Here is a 25,276-nt window from a genome sequence, read left to right as displayed (position 1 = left end):
AAATTAGAGCAATAACTCTTACCTTTGCCCCCGAGCTGGGCTAGAATGCCGCCAAAACAGGAACAGTTGTACGCTAAAACGCGATTTGTCAGTTCCGGTCATCAGGCAGGTAATTCCATGTCACTCGAGCAATTTCATCTGGTTCGGCTGCTCAAAGCCCAAACCAAACAAAACCCCAACGCCATTGCCCTCGAAGGGTTCGAAATGGCTGCGCCCTGGGATCAGGTGTCCCGTCAGGCCTTCGATCACGGCAGCGACCAACTGGCAATGCAGCTGATCGGCGCCGGTCTTGGCGTGCAGGACAAGGTTGCGATTATGTCGAACAACTGTCCACAGTGGACAGTAACCGATGTTGCCGCCCTCAAGGCCCGCGGCGTTGTGGTGCCGATTTATCCAACCAGCACCCTGGAACAGGCGGCCTACATACTGAACGATGCCGATGTGGGCTTTTTGTTTGTGGACACGGCCGAGCGCTACCAGTTGGCCTGTGAGCTGAGGGCCCTGTGCCCGGCGCTGAAATCGGTGATCCTGTTTGATGATGCCGTGGCACGGCAGCATCCCGATGACAATCATTTATCCGGCCTGCTGGCGCGTGAGCCCATTGGCGATGCCGCCAAAGAGCTGGGGCTGCGACTGGACAGCACCTCGCTGGATGATTTGCTGACCCTGATTTACACCTCGGGCACCACCGGCGACCCCAAAGGCGTCATGCTGCCCCATCGCGCCATAGCTTCCACCATCTATCAGCACGATAAGCGTCTGGCCTTTACCGAAGGCGATGTATCGCTGGCGTTTTTGCCGTTAAGCCATGTATTTGAGCGCGGCTGGAGTTTTTACGTGCTCGGCCGTGGCGGCCGCAACGTGTATCTGGCCGACACCAATAAGGTGAAAGAAGCCATTGCCGCGGTACGCCCCCATACGCTTTGTGTGGTGCCGCGCTTCCTCGAGAAGGTCTACAGCGCAGTGCAGGACAAACTGTCCCGCGCACCGGCTTCCCGCAAGGCCTTGTTTGGCTGGGCCATGAATGTGGGTTCTCGTCAGTTTGAAGTGGCTCAGGGGCGTCGCAGGGGCGGTCTGCTGTTGTCCTTGCAGGCCAAGCTTGCCGATAAACTGGTGGGCAGCAAAATCCGCGAAGTGCTGGGCGGCCGCCTTAAGTTTATGCCCTGCGGCGGCGCTGCCTTGAATGCCGATGTGAGTGCGTTTTTTGATGCGGTGAATGTGCCTGTGCTCTGCGGTTACGGCCTGACCGAAACCACTGCCACAGTGACCTGCAACACCCTGGATAACCGGGTGCCGGGTTCTAATGGCCAGTGCCTGCCGGAAGTGGAAGTGCGCATCGGCGACAATGATGAAATTTTGGTGCGCGGTGACACCGTGATGACGGGTTACTACAAGCGTCCGGATGACACGGCCGCCGCCTTTGATGATGGATGGTTCAGGACCGGTGATGCCGGCCGCCTCGATGCCGAAGGGAATCTCTACATTACCGACCGCATCAAGGAACTGATGAAAACCTCCAACGGCAAGTATGTGGCGCCGCAGCGGGTGGAAGGCATGGTGGGCCGTTGCCCCTTTATCGAGCAGGTGGCCATTGTCGCCGATGCCCGTAACTATGTGACCGCGCTGATTGTGCCCGCGTTTGAGGCGCTGGAAGCCTGGGCCGGGGAGAAAGGGCTGAAGTACGAATCGCCACTGGAGCTTATTCGTCACAGTCATGTGCTGGAGCACTTTGAAGCACGGCTTAAGCTGATGCAGGAAGGGCTGGCCGGGTTTGAACAAATCAAGAAGTTCACCCTGTTGCCGGACGCCTTCACCATGGAATCCGGGCTTATCACTCCAACGCTCAAACTCAGGCGCAAGGTGATTTATCACAGATATCAACGGGAAATCTCTGCCATGTACGGCGGATAATCATCACTGTGTTTGAAAAGGTCGCCCTATGGCGGCCTTTTTTATTCAACAAACCCGCTACAAATGTAAAGTTGCCAGTCAAAATTTTGACGTTTGATGGTTTTCTGGCATAGTGCGCGCCGCGATGGGGGATAGGAAGTCGCATCATTCAATCAGGAAGTCATCATGAAATCAGCCAAACTTGCCGCATTGGCAGCGGTGTTTGCCACCAACGCTTACGCCTCCGATATCACCAACCAATTTGATTTGCACTATGGCGAGCCAGATGGCCGCAGCTGTGCCTCCAGCGCCGATATCGGCCGTACCGCTTTCGACCCTGACTCAGGTCGTCTTTGGGCCTGTGGCAGCGACGGTTGGGTGTATTTTGTATCACAGGCAAGCGATCGTCTGAGTTGCCTGGACAAAGCAGCCAACAGTGACCAGTACCCCGAGTGGAAGCAGCGCAATGGCCAGTATAAAAAACATGAGATTGTGCGCTTCAACGGCAAGCTCTATACCCCAACTTATGCCAATGTGTGGGGTGGCTCAAACCCAGAAAAGGCCAAATGGGAATGGCAGTTGTATCGTGAAGCCAACACCTTGCCTGTGCGCTGGGAGGCGTCACACCAGTACAGCAGTGGTGACCGGGTGGTGTTGATGGGTATTGAATACCAGGCCCGTGAGGCCAACGCCGCCAAGGCGCCCAACGATGGTCAGCGCAACTACCAGCCATGGGACTACATTGGTCCTTTCAGCTGTCCTAAAGCCTGAACCCCAGTCTGACGTCAGCCTTGCCAAGACCGCCACTGTGCGGTCTTTTGTTTTGCTGGGCCCTTGGTGTACTCTTTTGCTCTGCAAAATCACAACAACAAGGCTTGTCATCCGGACGAGCGAAAGGAAGCAGCATGGCCCAGTTTGACCTCAGTATTCAGCCCAGATTCAATGAAACCGATGGCCTCGGCCATATCAATAACACCGTTATTCCGGTGTGGTTTGAAGCCGCCCGCGAGCCGATTTTTGCCATTTTCAACCCCGAGTTGGATCTGAACAACTGGAACCTGATTGTGGCCGGGTTTACCATCGCTTTTACCGCGCCCACCTATTACGGCAAGCCGGTTGAGGTAGTTACCCGCATCTCCCGTATTGGCAATTCCAGTTTTGAAGTGCTGCAGCAAAGCTTTCAGGCCGGCAAGATGACCGCCGAAGCCAAAACCACCCTGGTGCATTACGACTACCAGACCGAAAAAAGCGTCGCGATTCCTGCCGATATCCGCGAGTTGCTCGGCAGCTACCTCACCGCCTGAGGTCAGTTTTCGCGCCTACAAAAAAGCCAACCCTTGGGTTGGCTTTTTGATGTCCGGTTAAGCGTCAGTAACGCAGAATTGCGAATTATAATCCGGCCAGCTTAGCTCGGGCGGCGTGCAGTTTCTTGTAGCTTTCAATCAAACGCTGATGGCGATCCAGTCCTTCCAGTTTTGTGCTGGTTGGGGTGAGGCCATGGAAGCGAACCCGACCCTCCACTGAACCGATAACGGCCGCCATGGTCTCTTCGCCGAACATGCGGCTGAGGTTATGGCGGTAGTCGTCCAGCGCCAGTTCGTCGTCGAGGCTGATTTCCAGCACTGCCGACATGGCCTGATAGAAGAGGCCGCGGGCAACCGTGTTGTCGTTGTACTGCAGGAAGGTTTCTGTCAGCTCCTGAGCCGCTTCCAACTCGCCCAGTGCCAGGTAGCACAGCAGCTTAAGCTCGAGGATGGTCAGCTGGCCCCAAACGGTATTTTCATCAAATTCGATACCGATAAGGGTGATGATGTCGGTGTAGTTATCCAGCTCGCTCTCTTCGAGGCGCTCAACCAAATCGGCAAGCTCGGCGTCGCTGAGGCGGTGCAGGTTGAGGATATCTTCACGGAAATCCAATGCCTTATTGGTGTTGTCCCAAATCAGGTCGGTCACCGGATATACCTCGGAGTAGCCGGGCACCAGAATGCGGCAGGCGCTGCCAAGGGCGGTAAATTCGGCCACATAGGCTTCCAGCCCCAGATCTTCGAGGATGCCGAACAGGGCGGCGGATTCTTCTTCATTGCTGCCGGAGAAATCCCATTCCACGAACTCGTAGTCGTGTTTGGCGCTGAAGAAGCGCCAGGAGATCACTCCGGTGGAGTCGATAAAGTGCTCAACGAAGTTCTCCGGCTCCTGCACCGCCATGCTGTTGAAGGTCGGCTTTTGCACATCGTTCAGACCCTCGAAGCTGCGGCCCTGCAGCAGCTCGGTGAGGCTGCGCTCCAGTGCCACTTCCAGGCTTGGGTGGGCGCCGAAAGAGGCAAATACGCCGCCGGTGCGTGGGTTCATCAGGGTTACGCACATCACCGGGAACTGGCCGCCGAGGGAGGCGTCTTTCACTACCACAGGGAAACCCTGGGCCTCCAGCGCTTCGATACCCGCCACTATGCTGGGGTACTTGGCCAGCACTTCTTGGGGCACGTCCGGCAGGGCGATTTCTTCTTCGATGATTTGGCGTTTAACCGCGCGCTCGAAGATTTCCGACAGGCACTGCACCTTGGCTTCGGCCAGGTTGTTGCCAGCGCTCATGCCGTTGCTGAGGAACAGGTTTTCAATCAGGTTGGACGGGAAGTACACGGTCTCGCCATCGCTGTGGCGGGTGTAAGGGATGGCGCAGATGCCGCGCTCATAGTTGCCCGAGTTGGTATCCACCAGATGCGAGCCACACAGTTCGCCATCGTTGTCGTAGATATCGAGGCAATACTCGTCCAACAGGCCTGAAGGCAGTGAATCGTCTTCCTCCAGCGGGAACCACTTTTCGTTGGGGTAATGCACGAACTCGGCATTGGCAATTTCTTCACCAAAGTACTGATCGTTATAGAAGAAGTTGCAGCTAAGACGCTCGATAAACTCACCCAGCGCCGAGCACAGGGCGCTTTCTTTGGTGGCGCCTTTGCCGTTGGTGAAACACATGGGCGAGGCGGCGTCGCGGATATGCAGCGACCAGACGTTGGGCACCAGGTTGCGCCAGCTGGAGATTTCAATCTTCATTCCCAGCTCCGCCAGCTTGGCGGTCATATTGGCGATGGTCTGCTCCAGCGGCAGATCTTTACCCACAATAAAGGTGCTGTGGTCGCCATCCGGCTTCACCATCAGCATGGCCTGGGCATCTTCGTCGAGGTTTTCCACGGTTTCGATAACGAACTCGGGGCCGGTCTGGACTACTTTTTTCACGGTGCAGCGGTCGATGGAGCGCAGAATGCCTTCGCGGTCTTTATCGCTGATGCTCTCTGGCAATTCCACCTGAATTTTGAACTGCTGGTTATAGCGGTTTTCCGGGTCAACAATGTTGTTTTGCGACAGGCGGATACCTTCGGTGGGAATATCCCGCGACACGCAGTACACCTTCACAAAATAGGCGGCGCACAGGGCGGAAGAAGCCAGGAAGTAGTCGAACGGACTGGGGGCCGAGCCATCGCCCTTGTAGCGAATCGGTTGGTCGGCAACCACGGTGAAGTCGTCGAACTTGGCTTCGATTCTCAGGTTATCGAGAAAATTAACTTTGATTTCCATGGGATAATTCCAGATGTTGCGGGCAAATGCAGTTGCCCCGCGGTAAAACCGCCGAAAAATTAGCGCAATTATCGGCTTTTTTGGGTCAAGTGTCTTGGGTTTATTGCCGCGGATACCTGTGGGCGGGCGTTGCAAATTGCAAATTCAGGCTGCAGCACTCGCATCCTGGGAGGAGATTTGCGTCTGCGCCTGCTGATGCAAAATGGCTTTGCAATAAAAGCCTTTATCTAACAATCAATTAGTCGCGTGCGCGTACTTGGTCTGATACTTGATTAGCCCCTTCACCTAACCAACCGACAGGAGGGAGCGACCATGTCCCGCTTTCAATCAAATGCAATGATGTTACGAGTGGCGGCCGTGGCCGCGTCCGTGTCAATGGCGCTGGGCGTTGCCGCTGTGGTACAGGCCGCGCCCAGCTTTACCGAAAAGGCGATTGGCGACGTGGGCTGGCAGGTGGAGTTTGTGGGCAGCAGCTACGACTCAGCCACAGATACCACCACCTTTACCTACGAGTTAACCGCGGATTTATCGGAAAAAGACTTGAGCCATTGGGTGCTGGCACTGGATGACAGCCCGATTGGCAGTGAAGGTTGTAGTCTGGTGAAGTTTGGCCTCGACCCCACCACAGGGGTATCGGGTTGGAAGTGCGACGATGGTCAGAACGCCGGCTCTGTGCAGACTTATCGGCTCACCTTCAGCGGCCAGTTGGGCGAGCTGGCGACCCAGTATTCCGTCAAGGGTGGCACCTATTATGCGGTTGGGGGCACCACGGGGCCGGGTGACGCGGTTGTTGGTACTCTCAAATATAAGCTGAGCGGCACCGCATTTATGGACATCAACGGTAACGGCATGATGGAGGCCGACGAGCCGGTGTTCGCCAACGTGCTGGTTTCCCTCAGCAATGGTGAAACCAGCCGGACCGATGATCAGGGTCACTACAGCTTTACCGACCTGACTCCGGGGCAGTATCAGCTGACAGTGGCGCCGCAGACGCCCGCTGTGATGGATGATTTCAATGAGCTGCTGAGCCGCTATTTCGAACAGAGCACGCCGGCGCTTCTTGATGTCGGACTTGCAAGCGATACCGAAGGGCAGGACTTTGGCTATCGGGTCAATGTGGCGGCGTTAATGGATGAGTTCGATGGCAGTGACCCCGATGGCAACGGCCAAAGCTTTACCGGCAGCGGTAAAACCATCGGCTTTTGGAAGCATCAGCTCACTTCGGCGCTCAAGGGCAAAACCAAGGGCGTGCAGGTCAGCGCTGCCGTGGTACGCGACTATCTGTACAGCGGCACTTCCTCGGTAAAGAGTATGTATTTGGACGTGTTCGCCGACTTGCCCGGCAGTGTACCCGGCGCCTACAGCTATGGTTCTGATGTGCTGGGTAAAACCTCCAGCAACGAAGTGGACCTACTGAAAAAGCAACTGATGGCAACCGAGTTGAATTATCAGGCGGGCTGGGGGCTTGAGAGTATTCCCTTGCAGGGCGCGCTGATTGCCTGGGCGGAATATCTGGTGCTATACCACGACGACTTCAGCCGTGACGAATTGCTGCAGGCCAAAGATATCTGCGACCTTATCAATAACTCCGGCGACTGACCTGTGCGAGTAACCTGGGCGGAAAACTCGGGTGGATAACTTGGACGAGCTGCTGTGCTGACCAGCCTGTGGGAGTGAGCCCCGTTAATCGACACAGATTGCATTGCAATGCCCGTTGAATGGAATAGCGAGAGCCAGGAGACCCGCGGGGTCTCCTCAATTTTGTGGCTAACCGGTCGGGCGTTCGGTGAAGGCGGGCTAAACAACCTGGATTTCACAATGCAGGCGCTGGCGCCTTGGTCGCTAGGGGCTTGGGGGGTATCATAAAGGCGAATTCGAGCTTTTTTACCAACGCCCCATCGGAGAGTTATGAGCGGTATCACCCCCGAACTGGCAGTCATACTGCTGAACCTTGCCATCATTGCCGTCGCCTACGGTTCTGTGTACCCCAAGATTGCCGGCAACAGCTTTCAGCGTATCTCCATCTGCGATATGGGCGCATCAGCGCTGGCGCTGCTGATTGTGGGCAGTAAGTATTGGGGCTCGGGCGCCGAATTTAATTTGTTGGTTGCCGATGTGAACTGGTTTTGGTTCACGCTGCTGAGTTACTTCGTGCTCGAGCTGCCTGCCGTGGTGTGGTACTTCAAAAAATACGGCGTAAAGATGCCGGAATAACCAGCTTAGGGAGAAGCGAGCCGTGATCCAGATTATCGAAGGTGATATTACCCGTGCCAGGGTCGATGCTATAGTCAATGCGGCCAACTGCCGTATGCTTGGCGGCGGTGGAGTCGATGGAGCCATTCATCGGGCAGCCGGTCCCGAACTGCTGAAGGCCTGTATGGCCGTGCCTGCAACCAATGGCACTCGCTGCCCGGTGGGGGAAGCAAGGATTACCGCGGCGGGAAACCTCAGTGCGCGCTATGTGATCCACACGGTTGGGCCTGTCTATCGCTCCTATGCGGATCCCGCCGTTTATTTGGCAGCGGCCTATCGCAATTCATTGCGTCTTGCGCTGCAACATGGCTGCGAAAGCGTGGCACTGCCCGCCATTTCCTGCGGAGTCTATGGCTATCCTCACGATGAGGCGGCAAAGATCGCGCTGGAGGTGTGTTCCGCACCTGAGTTTGCGGCGCTGCAAATCCACTTTTATCTTTTCGGTGAAGCCATGACTCAGGTCTGGCGTGATAGCTGGGAAAGCATGCGGAACCCAAGCGTCTGAATCTGATGTTGCAGGCTGAATATTCTCTAATTTGATGAGAAATAGTTTTCTATAGCCCGCTTCTTATCCCCTGTTCAATGTCATTAGCCATACCTGGCGAGCGCCATTTTGGTCTCTGCTCGCCTTGTTTTCCGGCCGCGCGAACTCGTCATTATTGTTGCCACGGTTGGCCGCTTATCACGATTACCCTAATTCCCCCATCCTGAAAGAGTTAAATGCCAAGCCAGCAATCCATGGTCATTGAGCATCTGCTTTTTGCTTCAAACCGTACCCCAACACGCACGTCAATCGGCGCGTCAATTCATGCTTTGATTTATGCTTCAGTCTTAGCCTCATCATCCGGCCTCTTGTCATTGCTGCCAGTCGGCAACCAGACTACAACTTCAGTAATCAAGGTGGATCGGTCACCAATATTTACTGATGAAATAAGGCATGAAACAGCCCGAGAATGCCGCTCCGGTGAAGGTCGTTCAAGTCGGCAGGTTGAGATTTCTCCTATTTGGTTATGGATGAAGTAAAATAATCTAACATTTTTATATTTTATTGATTTTAATTGTCTTTGTTTGTTTTTTATCGTGTATTGATTAATTTAATAAACTTGTGTGGGTTGTGTTTGTTGTTTGGTATCACCTGGAATTTACCAAGGCACTGCGTTTTCCCGTCCTTATGCGTCGTGGGTTTGATGCCGCGTTTTGTGTAATTGCCTTGCCCGCGGAGCCAACAACAATTATTAGGTTAAAGCCAGCGCCATAGACAGCTTAATCGGTGTGCCAAATGGAAAAATTAAGCCAGCAACTGCCAGCCCAAGCAGGATAAACCGAGCCGGAAATGTACAAAGCAGTGACCGCTAATGATAGATGGCGAATGCACAGAGCATGGTTGCCGAACATGCCTGCGGAAATGGTCGGCCTCTGAAGAATCGTCAGTTTATAAACACGCTGAAACTACCTGGGTGGACTCAACAATAAAGATAAAAACAGGGCAGCGTTCTGCGGGGATGAAACCCCAAATCACCTGTTAACTAGTTGGTGAATAAAATTCATCCGTTGAGTTGTGGAGTTTTTTACTGCAGTATAGTGGCTGGCGTAAGTGCTGCGCCAAGACGGTAGCAAGTGTGAGAGCGACAAAAACCGTGCTGAATGGACGGACAGCGGCATCCTGAACCCTTGGGTTTTAAGCTCGGGTTTGATGCCTGGCGACTAAGACAAAGTGAACTTTGTCTTAGCTGGCAGAGCGGGTATGTATCGTGATTCGTTTTTTAGTTTAAAAGTGAGTTTTTTAAACTGATTTACTCGAATCGATGCAACCAGGACTTCAACAGGGTGCTGAGCAATTTTTGGTCGTCCCGGCTTAGTTGGTTCAGCAGACGTTTTTGCGTTTCAACGTGACTCGATAACACCTGCGCCTGAGTCGAAATTCCCTTGGGGGTGAGACAAACTTCGACACTGCGTCTGTCCTTTTGACTCGGCTCACGGGCTATCAGTCCCTTGGCTTCGAGACGGTCCAATCGGTTGGTCATGGCACCGGATGTCAGCATCATGGCAGCCAATAAATCGGACGGTGTAAGCCGGTATGGCGCACCACTTCGACGCAAGGTTGCGAGCACATCAAACTCGCCCGGTTTGAGACCATAGGCCTTGTGACATTGTGCAATTTCTTGCTCCAGATGCTTGGTTAACCTGGCCAGGCGCCCCATGATCCCCATGGCGAGGGTATCCATATCGGGTTTCTCTTTTGCCCACTGCGCCAAAATCTTATCTACTGCATCCATAATAATTCTCAATTTTTCATTGGGATAAAATTATCTTAGCATAAAGATACTTTACGGAAAGATTTTTCTGAGATAGGCTGAAATAAATCTTGATGTGAAGATACTTTGTATGAACATAATTTTAGCCCTGCTCACGGCTGCCTTGTGGGGAACGACCTACGGGGTCACTCAGTACACCTTACCCGACTGGCCACCCCTGCTTTTGGGAGCGATTCGGGCGTTGCCCGCCGGACTGATCCTGTTGTGTGTTCGCCCCCGCTTGCCGTCGCGGCAACACCTTTGGCCACTGCTCAAATTGGGGGCGGTGAACATCGCTTTATTCTTCAGTTTGATCTTTGTGATGGCCCATACTTTGCCCTCCGCTATCTCAGGTGTCGGCATGGTATCTGTGCCGTTGTTCGCGATGATTTTCCAATTTCTGGTGCTGAAACATAAGCCTTCAGTTGCACAAATTGTGGCCGGTGTGTCTTTGTTACTGCTCGGATTAATGCTGTTCAATCCGGGTAGCCTGACCCTCAATCCGGTGGGGTTGGTGGCGATGCTGGCGGCAATTGGCTGCATTATTGTTGGCAGTCGGATGACACAAACCCTGAGTGGTAAGCTGCATTGGTGGGACGTGCTGGTATGGCAGCTTATTCTGGGCGGCGCCATCCTGGCACTGATTAGTGCTGTGCAGTGGCTGCTGGCCCCTGCTGGTTTTGCTGCAGTGGCAGATGGCTTCAGTGGCCGCGAGTTGGCCGGGATTGGCTGGATAGTGCTGTTCAACACTGTCCTGGCTTATGGTCTGTACGTGTTTTTGATGCAGCGGATGAGTATTGTCGACTTTACCTTTGGCGGCATAGCCAACCCCATTACCGGTATTGCCTTGGGGGTCTTGCTGATAGGTGAGCAGTATTCCCAGACACAGTATTTACTGATGGCTGGCATGATAGTGTCGTCGCTGCTGCCAAGCCTATGGCAGCGCTTTAAACGCTGACGAAAGCTCAACCCATGGCCGCTTTGACGTAGACGTCGAAGCGGTTTTTTTTGGTTTCAATCCGGGTGCTGGGTTTGATGCCATCGAGATCTTCGGCGTAGTCGGGGCGTTTCACCACCACCCGTTTTTGCGCCAGCTTCAACGCAGGTTGCAGCAGCCCATCGGCGTCGGCATCGGCACCAACCAATGACTGAAACAGCATAGCTACCCCTGCTTTTCTATTGTCCACAGATCCGCTTGTCGGTTTGCAAGCAGATTTTCCGCATTCAGCTGTCAATCTTCGCTATCCAGATCCTTGCTTCTTGAGACATTTCTCCACGCCCCCTAGGTTAGTCAGCAGAACAATGTGTCTTCATCCCAACACTGGGGCTTGTAAGGATAGCAATATGTATTGGATTGAGCGTCGAGCCGGAAGAGCGGTTCTCAACTACACCATGTTAAATCAGTCTCGTTTTAGCAATCTTGGAGATTACCGCAGCAATAACAGCTGCTATATGCGCCTGGTGGGTGATTTGCTGCCGGCTGACTGGAAATTGCATTACCAGAAAGGCATCTGGTGCCAGGTACGTGCGCCCAACCATATCCTGGTTAATTCGGGTTTCAAGATCCATCTTTCTACCAACTTTAAATCAGCAAGCCAAATGTTAAGCACAGTGGTCCCGGTGCTGGTGGAGCTGGGGGTGACTTTTAAATTCCTGGTGGATACCTTTGCGCTGACCTTTATTAACTCGCAAACCTGCAGTAAGGCGAGTTCAGGAAAATTTATCACCATATACCCCAGCGACTTACAGCAATTTTATCGGGTGATTGAGCAGTTGAAGCCGGTGACGGCGGAGTTTGAAGGGCCCTACATCTTGTCCGATCAGCGTGTACCCGATAGCCGGGTGCTGTTTTATCGCTATGGCGCATTCGTTAACAAGTTCCGCACCAATCTTTACGGTGAACAAGAGTCGTTGATGCAACTGCCAAACGGCGACTGGGTGAAGGATTCCCGCAGCAACCAGTATCAGCTGCCAGAAGGGGTTGCCGATCCTTTTGCCCTGGATAACAGCCACACTGGTGAGGTTGTGCTTAATGATCGCTACCTGATGAATAGCTGGTTGGCCGACTCCAATAAGGGAGGGGTTTATAAGGGGGTGGATCGCAACACTGGTGATGAGGTCGTAGTGAAAGAGGTTCGTCCCTTTATCAATGAAAATGAGCAGGGACATGCCGACGCCATGGTATTGCTTGATAACGAAGCACGTGCGTTGGCTCGTTTAGCGGATACAGGTGTTGTCCCCAAAGTGATAGAGCGCTTCAGGGAGTGGGAAAACTCTTTCCTGGTATTGGAAATGCTGCCAGGAACCACCTTAGCTGCCCTGCGCGCTCAGGAAGATTTTGCCCTGATGTTGATGACCAATCCGACTCAGCATCAGATCCGTGAGTTCTATCAGCGCTTCCTGGCTATCGCAGAGCTGTTGCTGGCTGCGGTGAAAAAAGCCCATGATGCCGGCGTGATCATCGTTGATTTGGCTCCGCAGAACATTATTTACGATCGCGATCAGCATAAACTGTGGTTGATTGATTTGGAGGCGGCCAATATTCAGGAAAATGACCGACCTGAAATAAAAATTGCGACTTATGGCTACGCCGATATTAACGATGTCCGTGACGGTAAATTCAGTAATGCCATCGACTACAGTGCGGCTTCCAATGTGCTCTATAACCTGCTTTTCCCGGCCAATGAAGTCTTGGTGCTCAACCCACAGGCACGGGCGGCCATATTGAATATGTTTATGGCTAAGTTTGGTGGTACTCAAGCGCTGCTGGCATTCGTGCTCGGGATCGGTAAGGACTGGCAGCAAAACCAACGACTCTTGGTTAAGGCGCAGCAGTCTCTGGCTTCGGACCTTATGTCGCTTCCCTTGGGCGAAGAATACAGTGAGTCACAATTGGTTGCCGATAAACAGGCTATCTGTCAGGCCATCAGAGCTAGCACAGCAGTGAAAGCTGGGGAATTTGACTATCGCCCGGATTATCGGGTGTATAGCAGCCACTCTCTGGCTCTGGTGCATGGCATCAGCGGCATAATCTGGACCTTCAGACAACTGGGGATGCCGGTGCCTGACACCTGGGAAACGCAGTTCATTCTTGAATTGAAACGCCAAGAGTTTTCGACCATGGCTCCAGGTGTTGCTGTTGGGGTGGCTGGAATTGCCCGTACCGCCTTTGCGCTGGGACGGCCCAATTTAGCGAAGCAAATGATGCAGCAGAGCCAGCATTCGCACTGGTTAGAGCAAAACGCCGATCTGTTTTATGGCGCATCCGGTTGGGGGCTGACCGCACTGCATCTGTACGGTCAAACTCAAGACAGCGACTATTTAGAGATGGCGGAGTTTGCTGCAAAGCTGGTGCAGGCCCAATTAAAGCAAGATGCGCACGGCCTTTACATAGTGCAGGAAAAAGAGGCTGTCTTTCACGGGCTGGCCCACGGTGCTGCCGGTGTTGCCCTGTTTCTGTTGCGCCTGTATCAGGTTTCCCGCACCCCGAACTATCTGGCGTTGGGCCAGTCGCTACTCGCCTTCGAGATAGCACATGCCAACGAAGAGTCGGGCTTCATCAACTGGCAACGGTCGCCCGATTTAGCAGTAATTACGCCTTATCTGCGTGTGGGTAGTGCGGGCATGATTGAAGTACTGTTGGCCTATTACCAAGAAACTGCTCAAGAAAACTACTTGGATATAGCTGAAAAAGCAGGCCAATACCTGCAAGGCAAGCTCTCTATCACCACTGGTTATCTGAATGGTATGGCTGGCTTGGGGAACGCATTTGTCTGCTTGTTTGAGGTTACCAACAAGCCGGAATACTGGTTGGAAGCCAAACGCTATGCCGAACAGGTGTTGGTTTTTGCCCAGCGTCAGGATAACCAAATCAACTTCATTGGCGAAGAGAATATCCGCTTCACCGACGACCTGGGATCGGGGGCCGCGGGCGTGGCTTGGTTCCTGAATCGTGTAATTAATCGTAGCGGGGGAAACTTTTATGATCTCTAAACTGTGGGCACTTTTTTCTGAACACAAGAAGCTCGCAATGACGGTCATTCTTGTCAATGCACTGGTCACCTTGGCGAAAACCGTGGTTGACCCATTGGTGATGAAAATTTTGGTCGACGACGCCTTGGGGCAGAAAGACCTGGAACTCTTTCTCATTACCATAGGTGTGGTGATCTTCCTGTCCATCAGCTTGCGTACCATCATGTTTTATGTGGATGTGTCCAAGCGCAAACTGATTAACATGATTACCCAATCCAAGACTCGGGAATTAATGACACGGTATTTTAACCTGCCCTATAAAGAAGTTGCCGAAAAGGGAGAGGGCTATTTTATCAGTCGAGTCTACGATGAGCCTGCTCAAGTATCTGAAAAGGGCACTCACCTGGCTGTTGGCCTGTTTCAGAACGTTATTTCATTTATTGGTGCCTTCGGTATATGTGTCTATCTGTCATGGGAAGTAACCATGGCACTGCTATTCATTGTTCCAATTCTGTTTGTGTTGTCGCGTCGCTACGGCCGTCGCATCTACAATCAGAGTGAGCAGGAAGGTGAGCGTCACGCCGAGTTCCGCGACGATATGGTGCGCTGTCTCGAGACCTATAAACTCAGCAACCTGTTCGACCTGCACCGTCGCGTAACAGAATCTGTCATCGGGGTTATGAGCACCTTCCTGAATACGACCTATGAGCGAAACCGTACATCTCAGGTGTACCAGACGTTGTCAAACATCTTCCTGTCGATGGCAGAATCAGTAGTATTGGTGGTTGCAGCTGCGGCAGTATTTCTGGGCACCATGACAGTTGGAGGGTTGTTGGCTTACATGAGTGGCTTCTGGAAGATGATGAATGCACTGGTAGCCTTAATTGATAAAATTCCAGAAATATCAACATTGCTGGCTTATTTTAATCGTGTCGATCAGTTTGGCGGCGAGCAGCAGCCCAAAGCGCTGAACGAGATCTGCCATGTGAATCTGAATCAAGTGGATTTGGGGTATAACCACGACAAGATAGTGGAGAACTTTGATCTGCAAATGCAGCAGGGCGAACGGCTGCTGATCCAGGGCGGTAATGGCACAGGCAAGAGTACCCTGTTGCACGGAATTTCGGGTTTCCTGGAGTTTAATGGGAAATCCGAGTTGCCTGATCAGAGTCGGATTAGCGCTTTGCTGTCACCAATGAACTTCTTTAAGGGCTCGCTGGCAGAGCACCTTGAGTTGGATAAACGTTCCGCAGCGCATAAAGCAGTGATTGAGAACATGCTGTTTGACTTCGGTTTGATGGACAAATTGGATCGAGACCCCATAGGTTTCTCTGAGGGCGAAAAGCGTAAGGCGCAAATAGCCATCTGCCTTGCCAAGGACGCCGATCTCTACATCTTCGATGAGCCACTGGCTGCAGTTGACGTCGGTAGTAAAGACGTGGTCATGGGCTGGATAAATAAGATGACCCAAGGTAAGAGCCTTATGGCGGTGCTGCATGGCGATGAGCGGTTTTACAAGATGTTCGATCGCCAGGTATGCCTGGATGCCCATAGAGCGGCAGTCGCATAGGTTTCAGCCTGCACTCCAAACACGACGCCAGCCCCTCATCGGGCTGGCGTTTTCTATTGGTAGCCCCTCCTTGGGCTGGCGTTTTCTATTGGTAGCCCCTCCTTGGGCTGGCGTAATCCGACGCAGGCACAAGATTTACCTAATTGGTTGTCTAAGATATTGGCCATTCTTCATATCATGCTCGATGCACCACGCAATGAGAATTGCTCTATGAGTTGTCGAGTTGCTCTATTTTCAGGGTATGCCAACAGCCCACGTCTAATGAACCAAGACCAAGTTGTTCTCGGCTTGCCGCTGATAGTCAGAGGATTGTGGAGTTTCCCCAAATAAGCAGCGGTGCTGCGACGCATCTTAGGGGGAAGCCGCCAATTCACCCTTCCTCTGGTTTTTCCACCTTGCCCGACCCCATACCATGCCGCCAGACCCAGACCCAGACCCAGACCCAGACCCAGACCCAGACCCAGACCCAGACCCAGACCCAGACCCAGACCCAGACCCAAATCCAAATCCAAATCCAAATCCAAATCCAAATCCAAATCCAAATCCAAATCCAAATCCAAATCCAAATCCAAATCCAAAGCAGGCCGGCAGTGGCCCTAGTTGTGGCTACTGCACATTTTGGGCATGGGGCGATTGACCCACCGACAGCCTGAGATTACAGAGGGGTTCCTGATTTGAGTTCTTTGCCTAAATAGGCGCAGGTCATGATCGAGCTGGCAGCGAGACGCGCTGAACGGCCTTGGCCTGCCAGTAACTGTGATGAGCCTTTCGATCGTTTTGCGCCGGACGCTTGAGCTGTGCCCTTGTGGTTACTTGCTTATAAAGAGCACATTGCCGTTATAGGGTAGACGTACCATAGCTTTATCTGCCCATGCCTTTGAGCCAACCAGTTAACATTTGTATTGGCTTGAGGCGATTGATACAGGCGACATTGCCAAGGGGCACAGCCTTTATCCTGATGGGCTCGCTTTAGTTGGCATGCGCTTGTTTCAATGGATTGACCGTTGGTTGAGACAGGATTTGAGGAGCTACAGATTGTCGGGCAATCGGCTTAAGGCAATCAGAAGTGCACAGCATAGTTGATTGTTGAAATAAAAAACTCCCTCATGCTGCATTAAAGCAGGATGAGGGAATTCAATCCGGGCGACGGTGATACGGCACCGCAACTGCGGATGCCGCGATCACAGCTGATTGGAATGGGTTATTTTTCGGTTTGGTTGCTGTTGCAGCATACAACGCTGGCCAGCGAGGAGAGGCTGGTGATCACTACGTCGTCGTGGGCCGAAGTCATGGATTGCAGAGCGAGTACGTTAGTCATGGTTAATCTCCTTGGTTAGTGTGTTGTTAGTTTTGTTGGGTATTGCAGCATACGGCGCTGGCCAGCGAGGAAAGGCTGGTGATCACTACGTCGTCGTGGGCCGAAGTCATGGATTGCAGAGCGAGTACGTTAGTCATGGTTAATCTCCTTGGTTAGTGTGTGTTGTTAGTTTTGTTGGGTATTGCAGCATACGGCGCTGGCCAGCGAGGAAAGGCTGGTGATCACTACGTCGTCGTGGGCCGAAGTCATGGATTGCAGAGCGAGTACGTTAGTCATGGTTAATCTCCTTGGTTAGTGTGTTGTTAGTTTTGTTGGGTATTGCAGCATACGGCGCTGGCCAGCGAGGAAAGGCTGGTGATCACTACGTCGTCGTGGGCCGAAGTCATGGATTGCAGAGCGAGTACGTTAGTCATGGTTAATCTCCTTGGTTAGTGAGTGTTGTTAGTTTTGTTGGGTATTGCAGCATACGGCGCTGGCCAGCGAGGAAAGGCTGGTGATCACTACGTCGTCGTGGGCTGAAGTCATGGATTGCAGAGCGAGTACGTTAGTCATGGTTAATCTCCTTGGTTAGTGTGTGTTGTTAGTTTTGTTGGGTATTGCAGCATACGGCGCTGGCCAGCGAGGAAAGGCTGGTGATCACTACGTCGTCGTGGGCTGAAGTCATGGATTGCAAAGCGAGTACGTTCGTCATGCCTATATTCCTTATATCAAGGTTGATTATTTAACCGGGTGATTAGCCACACCCTGAAATGGCATTTAATTGCTGTGGAATGATTCAGCTTTCGTCGGTTCTAATTCGAATGTTTGTGTCACAAAAGAGTTGCTTTTCATAATCTCTCTCAAGCTTTGATAAATCAGTCATGTGAAAACCACCTATATTGCACAGGCCAGGCTAAGCATGGAGTAAATTGGTGGCCCAGACTCTGGCATCTCTGATTGAGACAATACTTGTAAGGCGAGTACATTTTTCATCGTAAAACTCCAATTAATAATTGTTGGTAATTTGAACCTCTAAATACTGTGTTCGTCGTTCACGTTTATATTGATAGCGGTTTAAAAATCATTTGTCGAATCACTTATGGCACACTCAGACCATGAAAGCGCACATCCAGGCGTTAAATTCGGCATTGATTTTTAAATTTTCAGCATTGGCTTGTAACGAATTTAAATTGGAATCGAAAAGGATGCCGTTCTCTTTATTTATCTGGGGTATGAAAAGCAATAATGAGACTAAGCGTTTAAGGGAGAGTGATTTTTTTGGGTTAAGGTCATAACGTGGCGAATATATTTGAGACATGGGGCTGCGGGAACGATAGAGCCTAAATGACTGGTTTAAAGCAAGGTGATGCTTTCGCGGCTGGTGCCGGTTTGCGGCGCCAGGCTCAAGCACATGCCATACCTCGGAAGGCTGAAAAGAAGGTGTATCGCAGGCGCTAAATAGCAAGGGGTCACATACCACCAAACATAGGGGGCTTTCTTACGTTATGGATCAGTGGCTTAGGCTTTCTATCCTTGGTGGTGTAGATGTCAACCCAAGCGAGCACAAGCAATCCCCTTCAGTTGGCCGTTGCATTCACGGCTTGAATTGCCGCGCTCAGGGACGGGATTTCCTCAATGGCTAGTTTGGCACTTTTCCTTAGATAAAGGGGGGCTTAGAGTCGAAGAAACCGTGACTGGAGGAACAATTCTATGAACGCAAAATTACGCTATTCTGCCATCAAGCAGCGTAATAAATGGTTGGCTGCGGCTGTGGCTTGCGTATCGCTGGCAGCGTACGGTGCCTGGAACGCTCCCGGAGCCAGCAGTGAAACTGTGTCGGTATCGACATTGGAAGTCGCTGCCGTCACCCGGGCACCATTTCGTGAACAGATAAACATCCGTGGTACCTATGTGCCGGATCAGAGTGTCTATCTTGACGCCATTGAGGGCGGTCGTGTTGAGAAACTGTTGGTCGAAGAAGGTCAGCTGGTCAGCAAAGGACAACCGCTGTTGGTGCTTAGCAATACCGGCTTGCAGTTGGATGTGATTTCTCGGGAAGCCCAGATTTCTGAGCAGTTGAACAATCTACAAAATACTCAATTGGCGATTGCACAGAATGCACTGAAGCTGAAACAGGACCTAGCTAATTTCGATTATCGCATCAATAACCTGGAACGAAAGCTTAAGCAGAACCAAGTACTATTAAAGAAGCATATGATATCTAAGGATGAATATCATCAAGTAGCCGATGAATTGGAATACCTTCACTCTGCCAAGGCCCTGACCATTGAAAGCCAAGATGTAGATAATCAGCTGCGACAGGTTCAACTGGCCCAATTACAGGACAGTGTGAAACAGCTAAATACAAATTTGGATTTTGCCAGGAAAAATTTGGAAAACCTTATCGTCAAGGCCCCAATTGACGGCCAGCTATCTTCATTTAATGTTGAGCTTGGTGAATCCAAGACGAGGGGGGAGCGCTTGGGTCAAGTTGATGATTTGGATGAGTTTAAAATACAGGCAAAGCTTGATGAGTTTTATTTGAATAACGTATATGTCGGACAAACTGGAAAAACCTATATCAATGAGAAAACGGTCGAGGTTAGGGTAGATAAAATTTATGCTCAGGTAGAAAGTGGTAAATTTAAAATTGAACTTAAGTTTCAGCAACCATTAAATTCGAAGATGCGTCGCGGCCAAAATTTAACTGTGGAGCTGGCATTATCCGATGACAGCAACGTGTTGCAGTTACCTCTCGGCGGATTTATTCAAGATACAGGTGGGCAGTGGGCGTTTGTTGTCTCCGAGGATGGTTCTAAAGCCGAACGACGCGCCATAACGCTGGGGCGAGAGAATGGTACCAGTGTGGAAGTGCTCAGCGGTGTGTCAGCAGGTGAAAGCGTGATCATCTCGCCCTATCGAGATCTTGCCAATGTCTCGGTAGTAGATTTTGACTTTGATAACTAAGGAAGTACCCATGATTACTCTTGAGAAGATTAGTAAATCTTTTGCCAATGATTCCTTAGAAACGGTGGCACTGTCCGAGGTGAGCCTGACGATCCATGAGGGAGAGTTCTTGGCAATAATGGGTACCTCCGGTAGTGGTAAGTCGACCTTGTTGAATCACTTAGGGTTGTTGGAAGACGCTGACTCAGGGCATTACTGGTTTGAAGGCAGTGACCTATACCAGCTATCTCGCTCGGCAAGGCAGAAATTTCGCAGTAACCATTTGGGATACATTTTTCAAAGCTTTAATCTTATTGATGATTTGACCGTCTATCAGAATGTTGAGCTGCCGCTGATCTATCAAGGGGCGTCCCGTGCCGAAAGGCAAAAGCGTGTCAATGACGTATTGGAGCGTCTGGAGCTAAACCATCGTCAGCAACATCTGCCTCAACAACTCTCTGGTGGACAGCAGCAGCGGGTGGCCATTGCCCGGGCTTTGGTTACTCGACCCAGGGTTATCCTGGCCGATGAGCCCACCGGGAACCTGGACTCGCGGATAGGTACCGAGGTGATGGGTCTGTTGCAGGAGCTTAACCGGGAGGGCACCACCATTATCATGGTGACTCACAGCCGTGAACATACCAGATATTGCACTCGCACCGTAGAGATGTCTGACGGCGTTCTCTTGCGGGAAAGTTCAGCCTTGGCGGTGGCATCTTAGGGAGTTGTTATGTTGTGGCATTATTTAATGAGCGCCTTGCTGGCCATCAAAGCTCAAGGAAAATATACCCTCATCAATATCTTGGGGCTGACTACTGGATTATCTGCGGCCTTGGTGCTGTTGATGATCATCCTGTCCGAAACCGGTTTTGATGAACATCATCCGCAGGCTAACCGTTTGGCACGTGTGGAAGTGATATTCGACTCTTTGGACAATACACATATTGCCTGTGTCGCCGGCGCCATGGGACCGACGTTAATGCAGCAGGGGTTGGTTGAAGACAGTGCCCGCTTGTTTCGCCAACAAACCAAATTAAGGATCGGCCAGCGTCAGTACCTGGAAACCCGCTTCGTATACGCCGATGCCAGCGCTGCCGAAATGTTGCAGTTCAATGTTGTTGCTGGTGATCTCAAGCAAGCACTGTCGCGTCCCTTTGGCCTAGCCATCACCCAAACAACGGCACGGCGATGGTTTGGTGACCGCCCGGCATTGAATGAAGTTGTTATGAGCGATGCCGGAGAGCCATTGCAGGTGCTGGCGGTCATTGCCGATCTACCACGGCAAACGCACTTGGCGCTCGATATCTTATCCGGCATGGGCACCTTGGAGTCCATCGAGGGGCGTAACCGGTTGGAGAGCTGGATGCGGAATGATTTCTATACCTACGTGCGCCTGCCAGAACATCGTCAGCGGAAAGAGCTTGAGCAAAGCGTTACCCAGCAACTGAGTCAGCCACTGCTTAAGATTGTCCCCGGGCTTAAATTACACTTTGAATTGCAGCCGATCAGCGATATTCATCTCCATGGCCACGCCATTAATGAGTTCAAGGTCAATGGTGATATCACTCAGGTACGGGTGTTCGCCAGTTTGATGGTGGTGATCTTGTTTGTGGCCATCTTCAACTACGTGAACTTTGCCACCGCCACCGCAGGTCGCCGCGCCAAAGAAATTGGGGTGCGTCAGGTGGTGGGTGCATCGCGCAGCTCTTTGATGATCCAGTTTATGGTCGAATCTATGCTGTTGGTTGCTCTGGCTTTTGTGTTGGCGTCGGCAATGGTTTTGGTGGCAATTCCCTGGGTGAACGAGGCCTTTGATCAAGATGTACAACTGCAGATGCTGCTGCAAGGGCGCTGGTTGGGTTGGGCATTGTTGCTGTTTGTTGCCGTGGTCATAGGTGCGGGCTTCTACCCGGCGTTGATTTTGTCATCCATCCCCACCTTATCGGCATTAAAAGGTGCTGGTTTTAAAGGGAAGAGTGGCCATTGGTTCCGCCGTATCGTCTTTTTTATGCAGCTCTCCAGTGCGATTTGTCTGGCGATCTGGGGCGGCCACATTTATGCACAGATGGCGTTGATCGAACAGACGCCGCTGGGGTACGACAAACAGGATAAGTTGGTGCTGACAGAAGTTGACTCGAAGCTGCTCATGGCTTCATTGCCAGCATTAACGCAGCGTTTACAGGGGTATCGTCACATTAAGGCAGTTGCAGCAGCCGAGTTTATTCCCACCCAGGATCATGGCAACTTGGTTGCGCTGCGGCACACGTTACAACACAACCGTGCCCTGGATAACGTGCTAGTCAATACGGTATCGACAGGATTCTTTCAGACACTGGCAATTGAGATGTTAGCCGGTCGGGATTTCCTCGAGCAGGAACAGGAAATGACTACTAGGACCGAGCGTAACGAGGCCATCCCCATCATCATCAACAGTACCACCATGAAAATCTTGAATCTGGGTAACCCAAAGGAAGCCATAGGCCAGCAGCTGGAGTTGGGCTGGGATCCCGATTATAACCAGGCAAGTCTGGGACGTATCATAGCCGTGGTGGATGACTACTTCACCACGTCACTGAAAGTTGAAAAACGACCGATGGTGTTTGTCACAGGCAAGATGACCCAGTCCAAGTCGCAACTGGTATTGAGCTTCAGTCGCGGAGGCTATCTGCCAGCGTTGGCCCAACTGCGCAGCTTGTGGCCAAGCCTGTTTTCTGCAACCTTGCCTAGTTATCAGTTGTTGCGCTCCCGCTTTGAAGGGCTGTACCGTCAGGATCGGCTGCGTAGTACCATGGTCAATCTGTTTAATATATTGACTCTAATGGTTATTACCTTTGGCGTGCTAGGTCTATGTAGCTTTAGTGCCCAGCGTCGACTCAAGGAATTTGCACTGCGGCAGTTAATGGGGGCCAGCACCGCGAATCTGGGGTGGATTTTGGGACGCGAGTTTTTGGTCTCTGTACTGGTCGCATGGGCGGTGATGTTGGTACCTGCGTGGTGGTTGACGGACCAATGGTTAGCCCAGTTTGTGACCCGGGTGGAGATTCAGTGGTGCCTGTATCTGTTGGTCCCTTGCGTGCTGGTGTTGATCATCTCGACGGTGGTGGCAGCCATCCTGACTGTGCTGCGACACGTGGAACTCTCCGGGGTATTGCGTACCGAGTAACAACAAAATGGGGCCAGGAAGGGCCCCATTTTGCTATGGTGACTCTAGACAGACTCGATCCATTTGCGAAACGCAGGGGTTCGATGGGAACTGGTAATGCACTCAAAATCCAACCCCTTGAGCTTGAGTTTCAGCTTGTCTTTCGTGTGATTGAGAATGAACTCAATAAAATCAATATTTATTATCTCATTGCGGTTGATGCGGAAGAATTGCCGTGGACACAGCATAGTTTCTAAGCTGTTCAAGGTGAACTCGTGCATCGGATAGTATTTGCCATCGGAGTCATGGGCAAATAATCCTGTTAGATCTAGCCGGAAGATGGCCACGTCTTTTGCTTCCACTAGCTCCATCGCTTTATGGCGTTTAATGGTAAATCGTTTACGATACTCTTCTTTCGGCGGTTCCAAGGTGCTCTGAAGCTGGGCGATTAGGCTGGTAGATACCGAGGAAAACTGTTTCTCTAATCGGTGATACTTATCCAGCGAGGCCTGTAATCTGACCTGGTCAAATGGCTTGAGCAGATATTCGATACCGTTACTCTCAAAGGCTTGTTTCAGGTAATCATCATATGCCGTGGTAAAAATTACAGGGCAGGTTGGTGGGTGTTGACTGAACGCCGAGAACACTTTGCCATCTAACAGTTCCACGTCGGAAAAGATGATGTTGGGCTGAGGATTATTTTGAAACCACTGTTTAACTGATTCTATCGAGTTTAGTTGGGCAACAATCTGAGCATTAGGCTCGGCTTTGGCCAGCATGGCGATGAGTTTTTTAGCTGCGAGTTTCTCATCTTCAATAATAACAACCTTCATATGACTCCTTGTTCTAATAGAGGTAACGATACCGAGAAGAAACCTTCTGATTCTTCGACTGTGACTTCCTTGTTGGTTAACGATTGATAACGTTGCTGCAGGTTGCTTAAGCCTGTGCGGGTAGATTCTACCTTGGATGGCTTGAGGGTTTTCTTATTGATGAGGGTCATGTGCTGCTGAGCGATAAATAAGTCGATCTCCAGCGGTAACTCCGGGGTTGCGGTGTTATGTTTAATGGCATTCTCAACTAATGTTTGCAGACTGCCGGCGGCGATTAACTTATGCTGATGGGGAGCTATATCAGATTTAATCTGCAATGAGTATGCGCCATCAAAGCGAATATTCATCAAATCTATGTAATCCAACATGAATCCCATTTCTTCGGCCACAGAGACAAAGTGAGACTCCTTATGCTTAAGCATGTAGCGATACAAGTTCGCAAGTTTTGAGACATAGACTTCGGCACTATCCGGCGAATAACTGATCAGTGATGACAGTACATTGAGGTTGTTGAACAGGAAGTGTGGTGTCAATTGTTGCTGAAGCAGCTTTAGCTGCGCTTGTGACGAAGCTTGTTCCGCACGCACCCTATTCAGTTCTGCTTGATTGGCTTGATTGAGGTAATAGTAGGCCAGGTAGCCACCGGCAATGACTAGATGTACGTTGAAAAAGATAAAGGCTACGTTGGCGAACAAAGAAGTCGTATTCACCTGCCAATTGCCGTCGTTAAGTAAAAAACGTAACAGCATCCAGGTGCCAGTGGTCAGCAAGGTATTGAGCGCCCCTGCGAGCAGGATAACTTCCACGTACTGCCAGATATTGGTGCTGTCTTGATAGCGTTTTAGGCGAATAATGTAGCGAGTGGCAAAAAAGCTTACCAAGCAGTAGACGAGCAGCCCGGCATGCTCAAGCGGATGATAGAACAGGGTTTCGCCGTAAAGCTGTGCTGTGGCCAAGTTTACGTATAGTAAACTTCCCAATATCAACACATAAGCTATTGAATAGTAAGGCATGGCTTTTATCTGTTACAGGTATTACCAATTTATAACAAAATCATTGGTAACTAGCCAGCGGTTATGAAGTGATAAATGACCGACGGTGCCCTGAGATATTGGGCGCTTGATCATTGCGGTGATTGCCAAATCTGACGGGACTGGGTGCCAGAAGAATGGTCTAAGTTGAGACAGATTTATGGTCAGATGTCGCCAAAACCAAAATGTGACATAGGTATTATAAAAGGAACAGCAAGTTACATGCAGGCTAAGACCATAAGCTGACAAATGGAAATACAAAAATGCCTGCATTTTTCGATCTCTATATTTTGCAATAAACTTTTCTGTGAGGTTGGGTCTTTTAACGAGGAGATAGTTCTACGACTATCATTTGGGGGAAAGATGGCATTTAACCGTGACGGTGAGCCATATACCCTAGCATGCAAAACGATGACTATGTGCATGCCTACCAATTTCACAATCACACCTGTAGTTCTAATCACCCCTACCGGCG

At 51.2% G+C, this 25,276-nt stretch carries 23 protein-coding genes and 1 pseudogene; 12 read left to right on the top strand and 12 right to left on the bottom strand.

Going from position 1 to position 25,276, the window contains the following annotated elements:
- The first annotated feature begins 117 nt into the window (after positions 1-117).
- The 3 genes from STH12_RS17615 to STH12_RS17605 all read left to right on the top strand — a co-directional run bounded on the left by STH12_RS17615 (position 118) and on the right by STH12_RS17605 (position 3,194).
- Positions 118-1,911: an AMP-dependent synthetase/ligase gene (locus STH12_RS17615; RefSeq protein ID WP_126168763.1), complete on the top strand. Its 1,794-nt coding sequence runs from the start codon at positions 118-120 to the stop codon at positions 1,909-1,911.
- 165 nt (positions 1,912-2,076) lie between these two features.
- Complete coding sequence (locus STH12_RS17610; RefSeq protein WP_126168762.1) at positions 2,077-2,661, top strand: hypothetical protein; 585 nt, start codon at positions 2,077-2,079, stop codon at positions 2,659-2,661.
- A gap of 134 nt (positions 2,662-2,795) precedes the next feature.
- Positions 2,796-3,194 (top strand): acyl-CoA thioesterase, encoded by a 399-nt coding sequence (locus tag STH12_RS17605; RefSeq protein WP_126168761.1) that lies wholly within the window; start codon positions 2,796-2,798, stop codon positions 3,192-3,194.
- 85 nt (positions 3,195-3,279) lie between these two features.
- On the opposite strand, the gene STH12_RS17600 is transcribed toward STH12_RS17605, so the two are convergent.
- Positions 3,280-5,463: an OsmC domain/YcaO domain-containing protein gene (locus STH12_RS17600; protein ID WP_126168760.1), complete on the bottom strand. Its 2,184-nt coding sequence runs from the start codon at positions 5,461-5,463 to the stop codon at positions 3,280-3,282.
- 312 nt (positions 5,464-5,775) lie between these two features.
- On the opposite strand from STH12_RS17600, the gene STH12_RS17595 reads away from it, so the two are divergent.
- The 3 genes from STH12_RS17595 (at position 5,776) to STH12_RS17585 (ending at position 8,221) form a co-directional block, all read left to right on the top strand.
- The gene (locus tag STH12_RS17595; protein ID WP_126168759.1) at positions 5,776-7,062 is read left to right on the top strand and encodes an SdrD B-like domain-containing protein; all 1,287 of its coding nucleotides are present in this window, start codon (positions 5,776-5,778) and stop codon (positions 7,060-7,062) included.
- Between the two features lie 309 nt (positions 7,063-7,371).
- The gene (locus STH12_RS17590) at positions 7,372-7,677 is read left to right on the top strand and encodes a hypothetical protein (RefSeq protein ID WP_126168758.1); all 306 of its coding nucleotides are present in this window, start codon (positions 7,372-7,374) and stop codon (positions 7,675-7,677) included.
- A gap of 22 nt (positions 7,678-7,699) precedes the next feature.
- On the top strand, positions 7,700-8,221 hold the full coding sequence (locus STH12_RS17585) for an O-acetyl-ADP-ribose deacetylase (RefSeq protein WP_126168757.1): 522 nt from the start codon (positions 7,700-7,702) through the stop codon (positions 8,219-8,221).
- A gap of 1,288 nt (positions 8,222-9,509) precedes the next feature.
- Here STH12_RS17585 and STH12_RS17580 read toward each other — a convergent pair.
- Positions 9,510-9,992, bottom strand: coding sequence for a MarR family winged helix-turn-helix transcriptional regulator (locus tag STH12_RS17580; protein WP_126168756.1), 483 nt, complete (start codon positions 9,990-9,992; stop codon positions 9,510-9,512).
- Between the two features lie 109 nt (positions 9,993-10,101).
- On the opposite strand from STH12_RS17580, the gene STH12_RS17575 reads away from it, so the two are divergent.
- On the top strand, positions 10,102-10,968 hold the full coding sequence (locus tag STH12_RS17575) for a DMT family transporter (protein ID WP_126168755.1): 867 nt from the start codon (positions 10,102-10,104) through the stop codon (positions 10,966-10,968).
- 7 nt (positions 10,969-10,975) lie between these two features.
- On the opposite strand, the pseudogene STH12_RS17570 reads toward STH12_RS17575, so the two are convergent.
- Positions 10,976-11,167, bottom strand: a pseudogene (locus STH12_RS17570) (class I SAM-dependent methyltransferase); the annotation flags it as partial.
- 187 nt (positions 11,168-11,354) lie between these two features.
- Between STH12_RS17570 and lanKC the strand changes: the two are divergent.
- Complete coding sequence (lanKC, locus tag STH12_RS17565; protein ID WP_164551246.1) at positions 11,355-14,003, top strand: class III lanthionine synthetase LanKC; 2,649 nt, start codon at positions 11,355-11,357, stop codon at positions 14,001-14,003.
- Positions 13,993-15,552 carry an ATP-binding cassette domain-containing protein gene (locus STH12_RS17560; protein WP_126168753.1) on the top strand — a complete coding sequence of 520 codons (1,560 nt, stop codon included), beginning with the start codon at positions 13,993-13,995 and terminating at the stop codon, positions 15,550-15,552. The genes lanKC and STH12_RS17560 overlap by 11 nt, the downstream gene beginning before the upstream one ends.
- Before the next feature lie 170 nt (positions 15,553-15,722).
- Here STH12_RS17560 and STH12_RS21525 read toward each other — a convergent pair whose 3' ends face one another.
- From STH12_RS21525 to STH12_RS21565, 7 genes are all read right to left on the bottom strand, one after another.
- On the bottom strand, positions 15,723-16,118 hold the full coding sequence (locus tag STH12_RS21525; protein ID WP_177616559.1) for a hypothetical protein: 396 nt from the start codon (positions 16,116-16,118) through the stop codon (positions 15,723-15,725).
- Positions 16,119-16,753: 635 nt separating this feature from the next.
- On the bottom strand, positions 16,754-16,870 hold the full coding sequence (locus STH12_RS21590) for a class III lanthipeptide (protein WP_218567758.1): 117 nt from the start codon (positions 16,868-16,870) through the stop codon (positions 16,754-16,756).
- 26 nt (positions 16,871-16,896) lie between these two features.
- Entirely contained in the window at positions 16,897-17,007 is a 111-nt protein-coding gene (locus STH12_RS21585; RefSeq protein WP_218567757.1) for a class III lanthipeptide, read from the bottom strand.
- A 28-nt stretch (positions 17,008-17,035) separates the two neighbouring features.
- Positions 17,036-17,146 (bottom strand): class III lanthipeptide, encoded by a 111-nt coding sequence (locus STH12_RS21580; protein WP_218567757.1) that lies wholly within the window; start codon positions 17,144-17,146, stop codon positions 17,036-17,038.
- Between the two features lie 26 nt (positions 17,147-17,172).
- On the bottom strand, positions 17,173-17,283 hold the full coding sequence (locus STH12_RS21575) for a class III lanthipeptide (RefSeq protein ID WP_218567757.1): 111 nt from the start codon (positions 17,281-17,283) through the stop codon (positions 17,173-17,175).
- Positions 17,284-17,311: 28 nt separating this feature from the next.
- A complete protein-coding gene (locus STH12_RS21570) occupies positions 17,312-17,422 on the bottom strand; it encodes a class III lanthipeptide (protein WP_218567757.1) in 111 nt (36 codons plus the stop codon).
- Between the two features lie 28 nt (positions 17,423-17,450).
- On the bottom strand, positions 17,451-17,561 hold the full coding sequence (locus STH12_RS21565) for a class III lanthipeptide (RefSeq protein ID WP_218567757.1): 111 nt from the start codon (positions 17,559-17,561) through the stop codon (positions 17,451-17,453).
- 998 nt (positions 17,562-18,559) lie between these two features.
- On the opposite strand from STH12_RS21565, the gene STH12_RS17550 reads away from it, so the two are divergent.
- From STH12_RS17550 to STH12_RS17540, 3 genes are read left to right on the top strand one after another with little or no spacing between them, the layout of a single operon-like run.
- Positions 18,560-19,816, top strand: coding sequence for an efflux RND transporter periplasmic adaptor subunit (locus tag STH12_RS17550; protein ID WP_126168752.1), 1,257 nt, complete (start codon positions 18,560-18,562; stop codon positions 19,814-19,816).
- Positions 19,817-19,826: 10 nt separating this feature from the next.
- The gene (locus STH12_RS17545; protein WP_126168751.1) at positions 19,827-20,516 is read left to right on the top strand and encodes an ABC transporter ATP-binding protein; all 690 of its coding nucleotides are present in this window, start codon (positions 19,827-19,829) and stop codon (positions 20,514-20,516) included.
- A gap of 9 nt (positions 20,517-20,525) precedes the next feature.
- Positions 20,526-22,958, top strand: a complete 2,433-nt coding sequence (locus STH12_RS17540; RefSeq protein WP_126168750.1) for an ABC transporter permease — start codon at positions 20,526-20,528, stop codon at positions 22,956-22,958.
- Between the two features lie 44 nt (positions 22,959-23,002).
- Here the strand turns inward: STH12_RS17540 and STH12_RS17535 are convergent, their stop codons facing one another.
- On the bottom strand, positions 23,003-23,770 hold the full coding sequence (locus STH12_RS17535; RefSeq protein ID WP_126168749.1) for a LytR/AlgR family response regulator transcription factor: 768 nt from the start codon (positions 23,768-23,770) through the stop codon (positions 23,003-23,005).
- On the bottom strand, positions 23,767-24,783 hold the full coding sequence (locus STH12_RS17530) for a sensor histidine kinase (protein WP_126168748.1): 1,017 nt from the start codon (positions 24,781-24,783) through the stop codon (positions 23,767-23,769). Before STH12_RS17530 ends, STH12_RS17535 begins: the two co-directional genes overlap by 4 nt.
- Positions 24,784-25,276: the final 493 nt, after the last annotated feature.

The organism is Shewanella khirikhana (assembly GCF_003957745.1).
GTDB classification, from domain to species: domain Bacteria; phylum Pseudomonadota; class Gammaproteobacteria; order Enterobacterales; family Shewanellaceae; genus Shewanella; species Shewanella khirikhana.
Note: the sequence above shows the minus strand (reverse complement) of the source record. Positions and strands in the feature narration are given on the sequence as shown.

Bases quoted from the DNA above. Each gene is read 5' to 3' on its own strand.
- STH12_RS17615 (WP_126168763.1), top strand. From the start codon at position 118: ATGTCACTCGAGCAATTTCATCTGGTTCGGCTGCTCAAAGCCCAAACC.
- STH12_RS17610 (WP_126168762.1), top strand. From the start codon at position 2,077: ATGAAATCAGCCAAACTTGCCGCATTGGCAGCGGTGTTTGCCACCAAC.
- STH12_RS17605 (WP_126168761.1), top strand. From the start codon at position 2,796: ATGGCCCAGTTTGACCTCAGTATTCAGCCCAGATTCAATGAAACCGAT.
- STH12_RS17600 (WP_126168760.1), bottom strand. From the start codon at position 5,463: ATGGAAATCAAAGTTAATTTTCTCGATAACCTGAGAATCGAAGCCAAG.
- STH12_RS17595 (WP_126168759.1), top strand. From the start codon at position 5,776: ATGTCCCGCTTTCAATCAAATGCAATGATGTTACGAGTGGCGGCCGTG.
- STH12_RS17590 (WP_126168758.1), top strand. From the start codon at position 7,372: ATGAGCGGTATCACCCCCGAACTGGCAGTCATACTGCTGAACCTTGCC.
- STH12_RS17580 (WP_126168756.1), bottom strand. From the start codon at position 9,992: ATGGATGCAGTAGATAAGATTTTGGCGCAGTGGGCAAAAGAGAAACCC.
- STH12_RS17575 (WP_126168755.1), top strand. From the start codon at position 10,102: ATGAACATAATTTTAGCCCTGCTCACGGCTGCCTTGTGGGGAACGACC.
- lanKC (WP_164551246.1), top strand. From the start codon at position 11,355: ATGTATTGGATTGAGCGTCGAGCCGGAAGAGCGGTTCTCAACTACACC.
- STH12_RS17560 (WP_126168753.1), top strand. From the start codon at position 13,993: ATGATCTCTAAACTGTGGGCACTTTTTTCTGAACACAAGAAGCTCGCA.
- STH12_RS21590 (WP_218567758.1), bottom strand. From the start codon at position 16,870: ATGACTAACGTACTCGCTCTGCAATCCATGACTTCGGCCCACGACGAC.
- STH12_RS21585 (WP_218567757.1), bottom strand. From the start codon at position 17,007: ATGACTAACGTACTCGCTCTGCAATCCATGACTTCGGCCCACGACGAC.
- STH12_RS21580 (WP_218567757.1), bottom strand. From the start codon at position 17,146: ATGACTAACGTACTCGCTCTGCAATCCATGACTTCGGCCCACGACGAC.
- STH12_RS21575 (WP_218567757.1), bottom strand. From the start codon at position 17,283: ATGACTAACGTACTCGCTCTGCAATCCATGACTTCGGCCCACGACGAC.
- STH12_RS21570 (WP_218567757.1), bottom strand. From the start codon at position 17,422: ATGACTAACGTACTCGCTCTGCAATCCATGACTTCAGCCCACGACGAC.
- STH12_RS21565 (WP_218567757.1), bottom strand. From the start codon at position 17,561: ATGACGAACGTACTCGCTTTGCAATCCATGACTTCAGCCCACGACGAC.
- STH12_RS17550 (WP_126168752.1), top strand. From the start codon at position 18,560: ATGAACGCAAAATTACGCTATTCTGCCATCAAGCAGCGTAATAAATGG.
- STH12_RS17545 (WP_126168751.1), top strand. From the start codon at position 19,827: ATGATTACTCTTGAGAAGATTAGTAAATCTTTTGCCAATGATTCCTTA.
- STH12_RS17540 (WP_126168750.1), top strand. From the start codon at position 20,526: ATGTTGTGGCATTATTTAATGAGCGCCTTGCTGGCCATCAAAGCTCAA.
- STH12_RS17535 (WP_126168749.1), bottom strand. From the start codon at position 23,770: ATGAAGGTTGTTATTATTGAAGATGAGAAACTCGCAGCTAAAAAACTC.
- STH12_RS17530 (WP_126168748.1), bottom strand. From the start codon at position 24,783: ATGCCTTACTATTCAATAGCTTATGTGTTGATATTGGGAAGTTTACTA.